At 67.8% G+C, this 14,494-nt stretch carries 14 protein-coding genes; 6 read left to right on the plus strand and 8 right to left on the minus strand.

The genetic code is table 11. From position 1 onward, the window contains the following. Positions 1-192 precede the first annotated feature (192 nt). Positions 193-1,011 (minus strand): orotidine-5'-phosphate decarboxylase, encoded by an 819-nt coding sequence (pyrF, locus tag DN412_RS29340; protein ID WP_115214776.1) that lies wholly within the window; start codon positions 1,009-1,011, stop codon positions 193-195. A gap of 188 nt (positions 1,012-1,199) precedes the next feature. Between pyrF and DN412_RS29345 the strand changes: the two genes are divergently transcribed. After that, a complete protein-coding gene (locus tag DN412_RS29345) occupies positions 1,200-2,129 on the plus strand; it encodes a DMT family transporter (RefSeq protein ID WP_115214777.1) in 930 nt (309 codons plus the stop codon). Positions 2,130-2,680: 551 nt separating this feature from the next. After that, positions 2,681-3,643 (plus strand): magnesium/cobalt transporter CorA, encoded by a 963-nt coding sequence (corA, locus tag DN412_RS29350; RefSeq protein ID WP_115214778.1) that lies wholly within the window; start codon positions 2,681-2,683, stop codon positions 3,641-3,643. Positions 3,644-3,704: 61 nt separating this feature from the next. On the opposite strand, the gene mtgA is transcribed toward corA, so the two are convergent. The 7 genes from mtgA to mpl form a co-directional block, all read right to left on the minus strand. Continuing rightward, the gene (gene mtgA, locus DN412_RS29355) at positions 3,705-4,463 is read right to left on the minus strand and encodes a monofunctional biosynthetic peptidoglycan transglycosylase (protein WP_115214779.1); all 759 of its coding nucleotides are present in this window, start codon (positions 4,461-4,463) and stop codon (positions 3,705-3,707) included. 17 nt (positions 4,464-4,480) lie between these two features. Further along, positions 4,481-5,368 (minus strand): shikimate dehydrogenase, encoded by an 888-nt coding sequence (aroE, locus tag DN412_RS29360; protein ID WP_115214780.1) that lies wholly within the window; start codon positions 5,366-5,368, stop codon positions 4,481-4,483. Then, positions 5,368-6,300, minus strand: coding sequence for an energy transducer TonB (locus DN412_RS29365; protein WP_115214781.1), 933 nt, complete (start codon positions 6,298-6,300; stop codon positions 5,368-5,370). The genes aroE and DN412_RS29365 overlap by 1 nt, the downstream gene beginning before the upstream one ends. Positions 6,301-6,434: 134 nt before the next feature. Then, entirely contained in the window at positions 6,435-8,549 is a 2,115-nt protein-coding gene (locus DN412_RS29370) for a ribonuclease catalytic domain-containing protein (RefSeq protein WP_115214782.1), read from the minus strand. A 344-nt stretch (positions 8,550-8,893) separates the two neighbouring features. Then, a complete protein-coding gene (locus DN412_RS29375) occupies positions 8,894-9,559 on the minus strand; it encodes a chorismate--pyruvate lyase family protein (protein WP_115214783.1) in 666 nt (221 codons plus the stop codon). Beyond that, positions 9,556-10,170: a YqiA/YcfP family alpha/beta fold hydrolase gene (locus DN412_RS29380; RefSeq protein ID WP_115214784.1), complete on the minus strand. Its 615-nt coding sequence runs from the start codon at positions 10,168-10,170 to the stop codon at positions 9,556-9,558. Before DN412_RS29380 ends, DN412_RS29375 begins: the two co-directional genes overlap by 4 nt. A gap of 17 nt (positions 10,171-10,187) precedes the next feature. Then, positions 10,188-11,576 (minus strand): UDP-N-acetylmuramate:L-alanyl-gamma-D-glutamyl-meso-diaminopimelate ligase, encoded by a 1,389-nt coding sequence (gene mpl, locus DN412_RS29385; RefSeq protein ID WP_115214785.1) that lies wholly within the window; start codon positions 11,574-11,576, stop codon positions 10,188-10,190. A 190-nt stretch (positions 11,577-11,766) separates the two neighbouring features. Here mpl and DN412_RS29390 point away from each other — a divergent pair, with 190 nt between their 5' ends. From DN412_RS29390 to accB, 4 genes are all read left to right on the plus strand, one after another. Further along, complete coding sequence (locus tag DN412_RS29390) at positions 11,767-12,465, plus strand: UDP-N-acetylmuramate--alanine ligase (protein ID WP_115214786.1); 699 nt, start codon at positions 11,767-11,769, stop codon at positions 12,463-12,465. Positions 12,466-12,498: 33 nt separating this feature from the next. Next, a complete protein-coding gene (locus tag DN412_RS29395) occupies positions 12,499-13,047 on the plus strand; it encodes a TlpA family protein disulfide reductase (RefSeq protein ID WP_115214787.1) in 549 nt (182 codons plus the stop codon). Positions 13,048-13,243: 196 nt separating this feature from the next. Next, entirely contained in the window at positions 13,244-13,741 is a 498-nt protein-coding gene (gene aroQ, locus DN412_RS29400; protein ID WP_115214788.1) for a type II 3-dehydroquinate dehydratase, read from the plus strand. Between the two features lie 165 nt (positions 13,742-13,906). Next, complete coding sequence (gene accB, locus DN412_RS29405) at positions 13,907-14,368, plus strand: acetyl-CoA carboxylase biotin carboxyl carrier protein (RefSeq protein ID WP_078197862.1); 462 nt, start codon at positions 13,907-13,909, stop codon at positions 14,366-14,368. Positions 14,369-14,494: the final 126 nt, after the last annotated feature.

Consider the following 14,494-nt stretch of genomic DNA (forward strand, 5'->3'; position numbering starts at 1 on the left):
CAGCCGCCTGAGGCGACGCGTTTTTTGGTTACTTTTTGTCGCTCGGACAAAAAGTGACCCGCCCAGCAGGGCGGAACCAGGCCGTCAAACCTACGACAACATCGAACCCGACCTACATACCCATGCCAACGACCAAGGAGCCCCGCCGGCTACGCCGGCGAAACAGCCCACGCTAGCCAAGAGCCACAAACCTCACCCATGCCGATACCGATTAATCGTCTCCCGCGTCTGCAACGCAACATTCCGCGCCGCCGTAGCAAAATCCTTCTCACGGCTGGCATAGAGAATAGCCCGTGACGAATTGATCATCATCCCGGTGCCATCCGCGGTGCGCCCCGCCTTGACCGTGGCTTCGACATCGCCACCCTGGGCGCCGATGCCCGGGATCAGCAGCGGCATGTCGCCGACGATCTGGCGCACCCGTGCGATCTCATTGGGGAAGGTCGCGCCGACCACCAGCCCCATCTGCCCGGTGGTGTTCCAGCGCTCGCGCGCGGCCTCGGCCACCAGCTGATACAGCGGCTTGCCGTCGACCTGCAGGAACTGCACGTCCGAACCGCCCGGGTTGGAGGTGCGGCACAGCACGATCACGCCGCGGTCCGGGTAGGCCAGGTACGGCTGCATCGAATCGAAGCCCATGTACGGGCTGACCGTGACCGCGTCGGCGTGATAGCGCTCGAAGGCCTCCAGCGCATAGTGCTCGGCGGTCGAGCCGATGTCGCCGCGCTTGGCGTCCAGGATCACCGGGATGCCGGGGTGGGCGTCGTGGATGTAGTGGATCAGCTGCTCGAGCTGGTCTTCGGCGCGCTGCGAATGGAAGTAGGCGATCTGCGGCTTGAAGGCGCAGACCAGGTCGGCGGTGGCGTCGACGATCTCGCGGCAGAACGAGAAGATGGCGCCGCCCGTCCCGGTCAGGGACAGCGGCAGCTTCTGCGGGTCAGGATCGAGCCCGACGCACAGAAGGGAATCGTTGCGCTGCCAGGCGGCAGCAAGCTGCTCGGTGAAGGTCATGGGTTACTCGGGATATCCTGGTGGCGCCGCCGCCCCACGGGACCGGCCGGCGCGGTTGGCTGCAGCGGCGTGAACATCATTCATCCCTGCAGCATATGTCGCTTTCGGCAATTTTACCCGCTGCGTGCTATCGTTTTGCGCTTCCTCTCAAAAACAAAGCGCGGCATCGCGCACAGCCGCGTCCCGTCATGTCTCTCGATCGCCGCGGTATCTTCCTGCTTGTCGTGCTCACCCTTGCCTGGGGCATCAACTGGCCGATCATGAAGGTGGGCGTAGCGCACTTTCCGGCGCTGGGCTTCCGCCTGCTGTGCATGGGCGGCGGGCTGGTGGCGCTGGGGCTGGCGCTGTGGCTGCGCGGCGACACGCTGGCCGTGCCGCGGCGCGAATGGGGCACGGTGGTCCGGCTGGCCATTCCCAACATGGTGATCTGGCACCTGTTTGCCATTTGCGCGGTCAAGATGCTGTCCTCGGGCCGCGCCGCCATCTTGGGCTACACCATGCCAATCTGGGCGGTGGTCTGGGGGCTGGTGTTCTTCCGCGAGCGCATTAGTGCCTGGGCCTGGATCGGCATCGGCTGCGCACTGGCCGGCACCGTGCTGCTGCTGTCGGGCGAGTTCGCCGCCCTGACCGGCAGCCCGGCCGGCACGCTGCTGATGCTGCTGGCGGCGGCAGGCTGGGGCTTCGGCACCCAGCTGATGAAGCGCACCCAGACCGACGTGCCCATCGGCGCCATGACCTTCTGGATGCTGGCCGTGACCCTGCCCTTCCTGGCGCTTGGCTCGCTGCTGCTGGAACACGGCTGGCGCATGCCCACGGCCATCGAATGGGCCGCGATCGCGTACAACGCGGTGGTGGTCTTCGCCTTCTGCCATCTGCTCTGGTTCAGGCTGGCGCGCAGCCTGCCGCCGGTGGTGTCGAGCCTGTCGATCATGTTCATCCCGGTGGTCGGGGTGTTCTCGGGCATGTGGCTGCTGGGCGAACAGCCGCACTGGCAGGACTACGCCGCCATCGTGCTGATGTTCCTGGCGCTGTCCTCGGTGATGCTGGCGCCGCTGCTGTGGCGCCGGCTGCGGGGCGCGCCGGGTGGATCCCCGGGGCGGGCGCGCCCCGGGTCGTGAGAGGGCAACAGAGGGCCGCTTACGCGGAGATTTCACTTAACAAGCCACCCTCCGTTGGGCTACACTCGCGGCCATCACAATCCCGGAGAAATTACGTGGGCAGTAGCATCGGGTGTTCGAGTTGCCGCAGCAGCGCTGCGACCTCTGCGAATGCCATGTCACTGCGGGCTGCGTAACGACGATCCGCCCGGAGCACCCGGCTCCGCGCCTCGTCGGCCTCGCCCGCAGCAGAACTGCGGGCGAGTGTCTTTCCGTGCTACCGGCGGCGCCATCCATGCGCGCCGCACCGCTGCGGATTTTCCCTCTCCCGGCTAGCCAGCCAACCCAGGCAAACGCCATCGCCTTGTACCGCCCGCCGAGTCCGTCGAGACCGGCCGCCGGGTACAGCGCGATCACGCTTGCCCGTGGCCCGGCCATTGCGGATCGCCTGCCGGCGCACCACATGGCCATGCAGGGCATGACGGACTACCTGGGAATGCGGCGAGCCGCCTGCGCTTGTCTTCGCGCTTGTCTTTGTTTTTCGTCGCAATCAGCAATAAGGAATCCCGGGGATGATCAACCTGTTCGTCCTGCAAAAAGGCCGGCTTGCCCAGGAGCAGGTCGACGAGCGCAATGAGCTGCTGCAGCACAAGCCGATCTGGATCGATGTCGTCAGTCCCGACGACGAGGAACTGAACTGGATCAAGGAAGCCTATGGCGTCGCCCTTCCTGAACTGGAAGACCTGGGCGACCTGGAAGCGTCCGCGCGATATTTCGAGGGCGAGGACGAGAATATCCATATCCGCACCGACTTCCTGCTCGCCGAGGAAGAGGTGTCGCGCAACGTGCGCGTAGCCTTTGTGCTGACGCGCGACGTGCTGTTCTCCATCCACGACGAAGACCTGCCGGTGTTCCGGCTGGTGCGGCTGCGCGCGCGCATGCGCCCGGGCTCGGTGCGCAATGCCAAGGACGTGCTGATGGACCTGTACGCGACCGACGCGGAATACTCCGCCGACTCGATCGAGGAAGTGTACGAACGCCTGGAAGAAGCCAGCCGCCGCGTGCTGGCCGAGAACGTGACCGATGCCGCCGCCGCCGACGTGCTGGAAACCATCGCCCGCGAGGAAGACCTGAACGGGCGCATCCGCCGCAACGTGATGGACACGCGCCGCGCGGTGTCCTTCCTGATGCGCAGCCAGCTGCTGTCGGCCGAGCAGCAGGACGAGGCCCGCCAGATCCTGCGCGACATCGACTCGATCGAGAACCACACCGCGTTCCTGTTCGACAAGATCAACTTCCTGATGGACGCGACCGTCGGTTTCATCAACATCAACCAGAACAAGATCATCAAGCTGTTCTCGGTGGTGTCGGTGGCGCTGATGCCGCCCACGCTGATCGCCAGCATCTACGGCATGAACTTCAAGTTCATGCCGGAGCTGGACTGGGTCGCGGGCTATCCGTGGGCGATCGCACTGATGGCGGTGTCGGCGGCGATCCCGCTGGTGTATTTCCGCAGGAAGGGCTGGTTGAGCTGAGGCGCTGAATCGCCTACAGCCTAACTCCCCTCTCCCGCGCGCGGGAGAGGGGAGCAAACCCTCAATCCGGCAGCGTAGCTGCCCCCATCCGCCGCGCGATGATGCCCGCCTTGACGCGGAAGTTCACGCGCACATTGGCGCAGTACTCCTTCTTGTCGAAGCACTTGGGCGCCGGCAGCGCCGCGGCCAGGCGCGCGGACTGGCCCACGCTGAGCTTGTCGGCGCCGGTGCGGAAGTAGTGCTGCGCCGCGGCCTGCGCGCCGAACACACCCTCGCCCCACTCCACTGAATTCAGGTAGATCTCGTAGATGCGCTGCTTGTCCAGCCAGAACTCCAGCATCCACGTGATGGCCAGCTCCTGTCCCTTGCGCAGGTAGTTCTGCTCGGACGAGAGGAACAGGTTCTTGGCCAGCTGCTGCGTGATGGTGGAGCCGCCGCGCACGATGTGCCCGCGCTTCTTGTTGCGCTCCCAGGCGTCGAGCATGGCATCGAGCTCATAGCCGGGGTGATTGACGAAGTCGGCGTCCTCGCTGGCGATCACCGCGCGTTTCAGATTGCGCGAGATGCGGTCGTAGGGCACCCATTGCCGGTCGAGGCCGCACTTCCAGACATTGATGCCGCACAGGCGCCAGCGCTCGGCGCGCATGAAGGTGGTGGTGGTCGGGTTGATGTACTGCCACGAGGCGATCTGCACGAAGAAGTACAGCTGCATCGCCACCACGCCCGCGGCCACGCAGCCGAGCAGGTAGCCCAGCCAGCGCAGCGGGTTGAACACGGCGCGGGCCGGCGCGGCGCTGGCCGGGCGGTTGCGGTTGGCCACGGCTGGCGGCGCCCCGGTCAGCCCTTGCGTTCGGCCTGCAGCGCGGCGCGCAGCTCAGCCAGCACGGGCGCGGTGCGGGGCCGCACGCCACGCCAGATATAGAAGGCCTCGGCGGCCTGTTCGACCAGCATGCCCAGGCCGTCGCTCACGCGCGCGCCGCAGCGCGCGGCGAACTGCAGGAACACGGTGGGCTCGGCGCCGTACATCATGTCGTAGGCCAGCACGCCTTCGCCCAGCAGGAACTCGGGCACCGGCGGCACTTCGCCGTGCAGGCTGCTGGACGAGGCATTGATGACCACGTCGACGGCCTCATCCTCGGACAGCCCGTCGAGCGCGTCGAGCCCGCCGCCCCACAGCTCGACGCCGTACTGGTCGGCGGCTTCGACAAACTCTTCCAGCATGTCGCCGGCGCGCGATGCGGTGCGGTTGGCCACCACGATGCGCGACGGCCGGCACTCGATCAGCGGCAGCATCGCGCCCATGGCGGCGCCGCCGGCGCCCAGCAGCAGCACGCGCTTGCCTTCGACCAGCGTGTCGAGGTTGTCCTGGATATCGCGCACCAGGCCGATGCCGTCGGTGTTGTCGCCATGGATCATGCCCTCTTCGATCCACAGCGTGTTGACCGCGCCGGCGGCCTCGGCGCGCTCGGTCAGGCGGTCGGCCAGGTCGTAGGCCTCCAGCTTGAACGGCACCGTCACGTTGCAGCCGTAGCCGCCGTCGGCAAAGAACTGGCGCACGGCGTCGGCAAACCCGTCCAGCGGCGCCTCCAGGCGGTCGTACTGCACGGCCTCGCCGGTCTGGCGCGCAAAGGCGGCGTGGATCGCCGGCGAGCGGCTGTGCGCAACCGGGTTGCCGATCACCACATAGCGGTCGGAGCTGGCTTGGGAAGATTCAGTGGATGTCATCAGCGTGCCTGCAAGCGGGTTTCCAGCCCGCTGCGCGAAAACTTGAAAGTGGAAATGACTTCGAGGATGTCCTGGCGCGACGTCATCTCGGCGGTAAAGGCGCCGAACGGCGCGGCCGCGCGCACGATCGCCACGGCCTGGCGGTCCAGCGCGGGATCGCCCGAGCTCTTGACCACGTCGATGGCGTCGACGTTGTAGCCGTCGCGGTTGTAGCCGAGCTTGCCCAGCCGGTTGACGTTGATCACCAGGATCAGCTGGCCGTACAGCGGCTTGCCGTTGCGTTGCGGGAAGTCGGTGGTGCCGCGCGCCTCGATCTTGCGGCGCAGGCGGTCGTAGTACTGCGCGTAGTCGACGGCCTGCGCGCTGGTGGCGGTCAGCTGGAAGCGCTTGGGCCGCTTGGCGTAGTGCTCCAGGTTGCGGCCGATCTCGGCCTCCAGCTTGGCCATCTCGTCGGTCGAGGTGCGCTCGTCCTGGCCGCGCTGCGGGGTGTCCTGGCGTTTCTCGCCGGGCTTCAGCGGCTGGTCGCGCACCGCCGGCGCGGCTTCGCGCGACTGGGTCAGCAGGCGTTGCTGCTCCAGCTCCAGCTGCTCGACGCGGCGCTGCACCTGGCGCACCAGGTCGCCCTCCTGCGTCAGGGTCTGCGCCGGCAGCGGCGTGGTGGCGCGCTGCAGGTCATGGTCGCCGCCGCCGTCCAGGTTGGCTTGCGCCAGCGCGGTCGGCTTGCGCGGCTTCTGCGCCGACTTGGCATTGACCAGCACCACGTCCAGCGCGGCATCGGTGCGCTTGATCTCGAACACCTCGGGCGCGGCCACCCGCACCATCAGCAGCACCGCGTGCACGGCCACGGAAATGGCCAGCGCCCTGGCCAGCGTACTGCTGTTGTGCCACCTGGCATGCCACCAGTGGCGGGGTGCGGCGAGAGTGGCGTTCACGATGGATGGAAGATGGCTTGGAGGGGCTGCCCGGGATGCGGAAGTTACGGTGCCGCAGTCGGTCGATTGTCGTCCCCGCGCAGGCGGGAACGACGGTAGGCATTGTAAGTGAGCCCCGCCGATTTCCGAAGGCTTCAGCCGGCCGCCGGCGCGCCGGTGTCGCGCTCGCCCGACGCCTCGCCGGTGTCGTCGTCGCCGGGTTCGGCCGGAGTCTCGTCCGGCGCCTCGGCCGACACGCCCGCGGCCTGCTCGGCGGCGTCCTCGGCCGCCGCCTCGGCAGCGGCTTCGGCTGACAACTCTGCGGCTTCCTCGTCGCTTTCGAGCTCTTCCTCGGGCACCTCGCCTTCGCCGGCAAAGATTTCCAGCACCCGGCAGGACACTTCCAGCGTGATCTCGTCGGTCTCGCCGATCTCCAGCAGCACCTGGGTGCCGCGCTGCGCCTGCATCAGTTCGGGCACGCGCGTGACCAGCGGGATCTCGGTAAAGCGCACCGCGCCTTCCTTGAGCACCGAGGCCACCAGTCGCTCGCGGTTTTCCTGCTTGAGCCAGCGCAGGCACCAGTAGCGCTCCATGGTCGACTGGTGGTCGGCATAGGCGGCGTAGGTGCCTTCAAAGTCTGCCACCGCGGCCAGCAGGTCGGCGTCCTTGGGCTTGAACGGCGCCACCAGCTTGGCGGTCACGCCGTGCTGGGCCACCGCCAGGATCTGCCACTGGTTGACCAGGTCCACATAGCGGCGCAGCGGCGAGGTGCTCCACGCGTACTGCGCCACGCCCAGGCCCTCGTGCGGCGCCGGGTAGGTCTGCATGCGGGTGCGGTGCATGCCCCACGCCTTCTGCGTGCGGTAGATGCCCGGCACGCCGTTGTCGGCCAGCAGCTTGCCCCAGGTGCTGTTGGCCAGGATCATCATCTCGGCCACGATCTTGTCCAGCGGCGAACCGCGCTTGCGCTGCTCGATGCGCACACGCTGGCTGCCGTCGGCCTGGTCGTCCAGGTAGAAGTTGAAGTCCGCGCGGTTATGCGTTTCGGGGCGCAGGCCGCTGGCCAGGCGCGCCTTCTGGCGCTCGTCGTACAGGTAGCCGGCGAAGTGCCACAACTGCGTCAGCGCGTCGCGGAACGGGTAGTCGCCGGTGCCTTCAGACAGCGAGGCCTCGGTGATCACCTCGTCCAGCAGGTTGTGGCGCAGGTTGGCGGCGATCGGCACCATCTCGGCACGGGTCTCGCTGCCCGTGATCAGCCACACGGTCGGGTCCACCGTCACATACAGCGACAGCGCCGGGCACTGGCGCCCTTCCTGCAGTGTGTAGCGCTCGACCACGGCGTCGGGCAGCATGGTGATCTTGTCGCCGGGGAAGTAGACCGTGGACAGGCGCTGGCGCGCGACGGCGTCGAGCGGCTCGCCGCGGCGGATGCCCAGCGCGGGCGCGGCAATGTGAATGCCGATGCGCAGCTTGCCGTCGGGCAGCCGGGTCACGGACAGCGCGTCGTCGATCTCGGTGGTGGTGACGTCATCGATGGAGAATGCCTCCACGTCGGCCACCGGCAGGTCGGTGAGCGGCTCGGGCACGTCGTTGTCCGGAAAGCCCGTGCCCTTGGGGAAGCACTCGGCCAGGAACTTGGCCTCATGCAGCGCGCGCGCGCTGGCCACGCCGCCAGCGGCCACCATCAGCCGCATCGGGCTCATGCCCAGCGCGGTGCAGGCGGCGTCCATGGCCTTGTATTCCAAGCTGTTCTTGTCCGGCTTGAACAGCAGCTGCAGCACCTTGTTGCGGAACGTCTCCGGCAGCGTCAGCGCCTTGAGCTGTTCTTCATATTCGGCCTGCACCAGCGCCTGCTGGCGCTTGCGCTCGAGCGCGGCCAGCGCCGCCTTGAGCTGGTCTTCGGGCGCGCGCTGGTAGCGCCCGCGCCCCTTGCGGCGGAAGTACACCGGGCTGCCGTGCAGCGCCATCGCCAGCGCGGCCTGCTGCACCGCGCCGGGTTCGGCGCCGTAGTACTCGGCGGCCAGTTCGGCAAAGCCGAACTCCGCCTCGGGCGCGCATTCCCACAGGAAGTCCAGGTCGATCTCGGCCACCATGTCGCCGGTCTGGCGCACCAGCTCGATCGCCGACGGCTGCGCGAACTGCAGCAGTACGTCGCGCGACTTGACCTTGGTGCGCTTGCCGGCCGGCAGTTCCACCTGGTAAGCCTCGCCCTGCTGGTTCAGCACGGTGCCGGCGCGGATTTCGCCGCCTTCTTCGAACAGCAACTGCATTGATCGGTACTTTCAGATATGCGCGGAACCGCGTGGGGCCACCCTGGGGGCAGCGCTGGAGCGGATCCTGTGGGAGAAATGGTGCAACCGGGCGCAAACGCGCATCAACGCGTGCGAACGGAAACGACTGCGGGGCGCCAATCGCTGACCGCCGACCGCGCCGTATGGATACGGCCTGAGACCTGGAATGATACCGCACCCCGGTCCGGCGACCCGGGGGCCGGGCCGCCGGCAAGGTGCACACCCGGCCCGCAGTGTCGCCGCAGGCTCTGAGCGACATGCCGCCGCTGCCCTCGATCGCCACGCCGTTGACGTAGCAGGCGTGGCAACCCGACCCTGCCGTTTCATCTCGTGGTCTCTTTCTTGGTTTCGGTAGTGTGTGTCGAAACGGGGCTTCGGTCTGCAGTCCGCATATATTTGGGATGCGGAATCGCCTCGGTCCCCGGGGATGGCCGCGACAGCAGGTCCGGCAGGAACACTTCTGTCACGAGCATGACGCCGCCGCCGCGCCGGAACACCGAGCGCCGCGCCGGCAGCATGGGCAACGGCGCCATGGCCGGCAGCACGCGCTGCAGGGCCCGGCGCAGCGGATGATGCGGCAGCAGCCGCGCAAACTGGAACGGCTCGCGCTCCACCGCCGGATCGACAAACAGCCGCCCGCCCAGCGGGCGCTCGCCCAGCCCGCGCAGGAACGGCCAGTCACGGCGCGCATGGCGCTGGCGCACCACGGTGTGGGCAAAGATGGCGGGAATATCGTCGCAGATCAGCAGCACCTCGCGCGTCAGCGCGGGGGTGCGGTCGTGCTGGCCCAGCACCTGCCATTCATCGGCCAGCGGGCGCTGCGGGCGCTGCAGCAGGCGCGCCACGCGAAAGCGCTCCGAAGCCGCCACCAGGCGCGCGGTCAGCGAGCCGTCGTCACCCGTCACCCAGCGCCGCAAGTTGGGCGTGATGGCCGCATCAAAGGCCAGGTGCTCGCTCCAGCCACAGCGGCGTGCGGACTGCGCGCTCATGCCGCGCCGGCGCCAGCCGGCACCTTGCCGCCGGGACCATAGCCGCAGAAGGCGAGCACATCATCGACGTAGTCGGCAAATTCGCTGATGCCGTGGTCGCTGCCCTCGATCACGCGGATCTTCGCGCCGGGACAGGCGTCGACCATTTCACGGTAGTCCAGCACCTCGTCGCCGGTGGCGGCGATCAGGTAATAGCGTTGGGGGTCGGTGATGGTGTCCACGCGCAGGTCCAGCAGCTCCTGCAGGTGGCGGCGCTCGACCGTGACCGAGCCGCCGCCGTGCCACAGCGGCTGTTCGCCCAGGTAGGTTTCCAGGTCGGTCCAGGGGTGGATGGCCGGATTGAGCAGCACGGTCTTGCAGCCATGCTGTTCGCCCAGCCAGCGGGCATAGAAGCCACCCAGCGACGAGCCGACGATGGCGATTTCCTGGTCGCCGCCGGCCTGCGCCGCGCGGATCGCCGCTTGCGCCTGGGCGATGGCCATATCGGGCGAGACATTGAGCGTGGGGCAGGCGTAGTAGCGGCCCACGCCCCACTCGCGCATGCGCTCCTGCACCAGCCGGGCCTTGAACGACTGGGGCGAGGAGCGGAATCCGTGCAGATACAGCAGCATGGTCGTGCGTCCGCCGCTCAGCGCGCCGCGCCCTGGGCCAGCGCGTCCAGCAGCTTCTGGTGCACGCCGCCGAAGCCGCCGTTGCTCATCACCAGCACGTGGTCGCCCGGCCGCGCCGCGGCGCGCACGGCCTGCACCAGCGCGCCCAGGTCCTGGAACGCGGCGGCCTTGTCGCCCAACGGCGCCAGCGATCCGGCCAGGTCCCAGCCCAGCGCGTCCTTGCCGGCCGGGGCGCCGTAGCCGAACACCAGGTCGGCCTGCTCCAGGCTGGCCGGCAGCTGCGCCTTCATCACGCCCAGCTTCATGGTGTTGGAGCGCGGCTCCAGCACAGCCAGGATGCGGGCATTGCCGACGCGGCGGCGCAGCCCTTCCAGCGTGGTCTGGATCGCGGTCGGATGGTGGGCGAAGTCGTCATAGACCGTCACGCCGCCGGCCACGCCGCGCACTTCCATGCGGCGCTTGACGTTGGCGAAGCGGGACAGCGACTCGATCGCCTGCGCGGCCGGCACGCCCACATGGCGCGCGGCGGCGATCGCGGCCAGCGCGTTCATGCGGTTGTGGGTGCCCTGCAGGTCCCAGACCACGGTGCCGGCGACGGCTTCGCCGAACCAGACGTCGAAGGCGTCCTTGCCAGGCGCGGCCTTGGCGCCGGCGGCATCGCTCTCGCGCCAGTCGCCCACGCCGAATTGCTCCACCTCGCTCCAGCAGCCGCGCTCCAGCACGCGCGCCAGGCTGGCTTCCACGCCATTGACGACGATCCGGCCCTGGCCGGGCACGGTGCGCACCAGGTGGTGGAACTGGGTCTCGATCGCCGCCAGATCCGGGAAGATGTCGGCGTGATCGTATTCCAGATTGTTCAGGATGGCGGTGCGCGCACGGTAGTGGACGAACTTGCTGCGCTTGTCGAAGAAGGCGGTGTCGTACTCGTCGGCCTCGATCACGAAGAAGTCCGACTCGGTCACGCGCGCCGAGATGCCGAAGTTCTGCGGCACCCCGCCTACCAGAAAGCCGGGGTTGTAGCCGGCATCCTCCAGGATCCAGGCCAGCATCGACGTGGTGGTGGTCTTGCCGTGCGTGCCGGCCACGGCCAGCACCCACTTGCGCGCCAGCACGTGCTCGCCCAGCCATTGCGGGCCCGACACATAGGGCAGGTTGCGGTCGAGGATGGCCTCCATCAGCGGATTGCCGCGCGAGACCACGTTGCCGATCACGAACAGGTCCGGCTCCAGCGACAACTGGGCCGGGTCGAAGCCCTCGATCAGTTCGATCCCCTGGGCCTCGAGCTGGGTGCTCATCGGCGGATAGACATTGGCATCGCAGCCGGTGACGCGGTGGCCGGCCTGCTTGGCCAGCACCGCCAGGCCGCCCATGAAGGTGCCGCAGATGCCAAGGATGTGAATATGCATGGGTTCCCGGAAAGACTTGAAGCCCGCAGGCGTGGGGATTCGGCACCCGGCGGCGCGGCGGCTTTTTTGCCGTGGTTTGCCGTTAGGCGGCCGGGCAGGAAGCCTTCGATTGTACCCGAGCGCCCGCGCCTTTCGCTGCACTGCGGCAGTGTGCGCACCGTTCGCGCGGGAGCCTCCGGTATCATGGGGCATGACCCGACGTACCGCTCCCGATCCCACCCGCCTGCGCGAGGAAATCGCCCAGGCAGCCGCCCGGATGATTGCCGAAGACGGTGCCGACTACGCCACCGCCAAGCGCAAGGCCGCCCGCCAGGTGCTGGGCGAGCAGCGCGTGCCCGGCGAATGGCTGCCCGACAACGAACAGGTCGAGGCCGAAGTGCGCGCCTACCAGGCGCTGTTCCACGCCGACAGCCAGCCGCGCGTGCTGGCGCTGCTGCGCCGGCTGGCGGTGCTGGCCATGGAAGACCTGGCGCCGTTCCGGCCCTACCTGGCCGGCGCCGTGCTCAACGGCACCGCCACCGAGCACTCTGATATCTATCTGCAGTGCTTCTGCGACAGCGCCAAGGACGTGGCACTGCACCTGATCAACGCCGGCGTCGACTTCGAAACCAGCGAGAGCCGCCACTTCGGCGGCCGCCGCGACGTCGAGACCCTGAGCTTCCTGTGGAAAGGCCAGTGGCCGGACCGCCGCGAAGCGCGGCTGCTGGCCGGCGAAGTGCGCGCGGAACTGGGTGCGCCAGTCGGCCTTCATATAGCACTGTATGATGCCGTCGACGAACGTGGAGCCGTGCGTGCCGACGCCTCCGGGCGCCAGGCCCGCGCGGATGTGCAGGCGGTACAGGCGCTGCTGGACGCGCCCGGTGCTGCCGACCCGGCCGACCCGGCCTGACGCCGCCCCCAACTTACCGGTCCAAGCCATCTCATGACTGAACCCGTCTCTTCACCCGCCCGCCGCTCCCGCCTCTGGCTGTGGATCGCCGTGGCCGTGGTCGCCTGCGCCGCGGGCGCCCTGGCCGGCCACTTCGTGTTCTCGCCCAAACCCGCCGGCGACCAGGCGGTGGAAACCTTCTTCCACACGCGCCTGCCCGACCCGGCCGGCACCGACCTGGACTTGGGCAAGCTGCGGGGCAAGACCGTGGTGGTCAACTTCTGGGCGCCGTGGTGCGGACCGTGCGTCGAGGAAATGCCGGAGCTGACCGCCCTGCATGAGGAATACAAGAACCGCCAGGTGGAATTTGTCGGCATCGGCATCGATTCGGCCGCCAATATCCAGCAGTTCACCCAGAAGGTACCGGTGGCTTACCCGCTGGCCGTGGCCGGTTTTGCCGGCACCGAACTGTCCCGCAGCTTCGGCAACAGCGCCGGCGGCCTACCCTACACAGTGGTGATCAACCCTGACGGATCGGTGAAGTATCGCAAGATGGGACGGGTGACGGCCGAGGAACTGCGGTCGGTGCTGCCGCGCGCCTAAACATATTCTTCCGCCAAATTCGGTGAATTTCGGTTTTCTCCAGCGATTTGTTTCGCCGGGAGACCAAAACGGCGAGAAAGTGCTCAAAAGGTCGCCGAAGCTCGCGCAGGGTCGTCAAGCCTTGTATCGCGTGCTAGACAAATCCCTCTAAGCTACGGTAATCTCCGCGCAATTTCGTTGATCTGGTCGAGCCGCCGTGACTGCAACCCGCTCCATCCGTCGCTCAGCCCGCTACCGCAAGGTGCTGGTCCTGCATGGGCCAAACCTGAACCTGCTGGGCATGCGCGAGCCGGAAACCTACGGGCACACGACCCTTGCCGATATCGACGCGGCCCTGGCTGAACGCGCGGCAAAAGCCGGCATTTCGCTTGAGACGTTCCAGTCCAACCACGAGGGGGCACTGGTCGACCGCATTCACGCCGCCCGCACGGACGGGGTCGAGTTCATCATCATCAACCCGGCTGCCTACACGCATACCAGCGTGGCGCTGCGCGATGCCCTGGCCGGCGTGGCGATCCCGTTCGTCGAGGTACACCTGTCGAACGTGCACCGGCGCGAAAGCTTCCGGCACCACTCCTATTTCTCCGACGTGGCGGTCGGGGTGATCTGCGGGCTTGGCTGGCAGGGGTACCTGCTGGCGCTGGACTATGTGCTGGGCCAGGAGCAACCGCCACCCGAGAGTTCGGGGAGCTGAACTCCCAAGATTTTTTCGACAACCTGCGCGCGCCGCCCGGCGGCCTGCGCCCGTTGGCGTGCCTCGGCACGGCGGGCGCGGATTTCCGGTGGCCGGCAACAAGATTCTTCCGCCGCGGCCCGTCCCGGGCAACGGCCGGATAACCCGATTCAGGAGGATAAAAAGATGGACCTGCGCAAGCTGAAGACGCTTATCGACCTGGTGGCCGAATCCGGCATCTCCGAGCTGGAAGTCACCGAAGGCGACGGCAAGGTACGCATCGTCAAGCAACCGCCGCAAATCATCGCCGCGCCGATGGCCATGCCGCAGATGCAGGCGCTGCCGCCCGCTGCGGCCGCCGCACCGGCTGGTGCCGTGGCACCGGCTGTCGAGCCCGCCGCCCAACTGCCCGCCGGCCATGTAGTGACCTCGCCGATGGTAGGCACGTTCTACCGTGCGCCGTCGCCGGGCGCCGCGCCGTTCGTCAATGTCGGCGACTCGGTCAAGGAAGGCCAGACCGTCTGCATCATCGAAGCCATGAAGCTGCTCAACGAAATCGAGTGCGACAAGGCCGGCGTCATCAAGGAAATCCTGGTCGAGAACGGCCAGGCCGTGGAATACGGCCAGCCGCTGTTCGTCATCGGCTGATCCTGACCGGCATGCCAGGCCGCACGCTGCCATCGGCCACGCAAGTGGCCCCCGCAGCAGCGCCCGCGCGGCATGCCATGGCGCTGTTTGACGCCAGGGACGTTGTGGGCTTCGCGGCCCGTTCCG

This window comes from Cupriavidus lacunae (genome assembly GCF_003353055.1).
Classification (GTDB): Bacteria; Pseudomonadota; Gammaproteobacteria; order Burkholderiales; family Burkholderiaceae; genus Cupriavidus; species Cupriavidus lacunae.

Bases quoted from the DNA above. Each gene is read 5' to 3' on its own strand.
- accB (WP_078197862.1), top strand. From the start codon at position 13,907: ATGGACCTGCGCAAGCTGAAGACGCTTATCGACCTGGTGGCCGAATCC.
- DN412_RS29390 (WP_115214786.1), top strand. From the start codon at position 11,767: ATGACCCGACGTACCGCTCCCGATCCCACCCGCCTGCGCGAGGAAATC.
- DN412_RS29380 (WP_115214784.1), bottom strand. From the start codon at position 10,170: ATGCTGCTGTATCTGCACGGATTCCGCTCCTCGCCCCAGTCGTTCAAG.
- DN412_RS29395 (WP_115214787.1), top strand. From the start codon at position 12,499: ATGACTGAACCCGTCTCTTCACCCGCCCGCCGCTCCCGCCTCTGGCTG.
- DN412_RS29370 (WP_115214782.1), bottom strand. From the start codon at position 8,549: ATGCAGTTGCTGTTCGAAGAAGGCGGCGAAATCCGCGCCGGCACCGTG.
- DN412_RS29375 (WP_115214783.1), bottom strand. From the start codon at position 9,559: ATGAGCGCGCAGTCCGCACGCCGCTGTGGCTGGAGCGAGCACCTGGCC.
- corA (WP_115214778.1), top strand. From the start codon at position 2,681: ATGATCAACCTGTTCGTCCTGCAAAAAGGCCGGCTTGCCCAGGAGCAG.
- pyrF (WP_115214776.1), bottom strand. From the start codon at position 1,011: ATGACCTTCACCGAGCAGCTTGCTGCCGCCTGGCAGCGCAACGATTCC.
- aroE (WP_115214780.1), bottom strand. From the start codon at position 5,368: ATGACATCCACTGAATCTTCCCAAGCCAGCTCCGACCGCTATGTGGTG.
- DN412_RS29345 (WP_115214777.1), top strand. From the start codon at position 1,200: ATGTCTCTCGATCGCCGCGGTATCTTCCTGCTTGTCGTGCTCACCCTT.
- mpl (WP_115214785.1), bottom strand. From the start codon at position 11,576: ATGCATATTCACATCCTTGGCATCTGCGGCACCTTCATGGGCGGCCTG.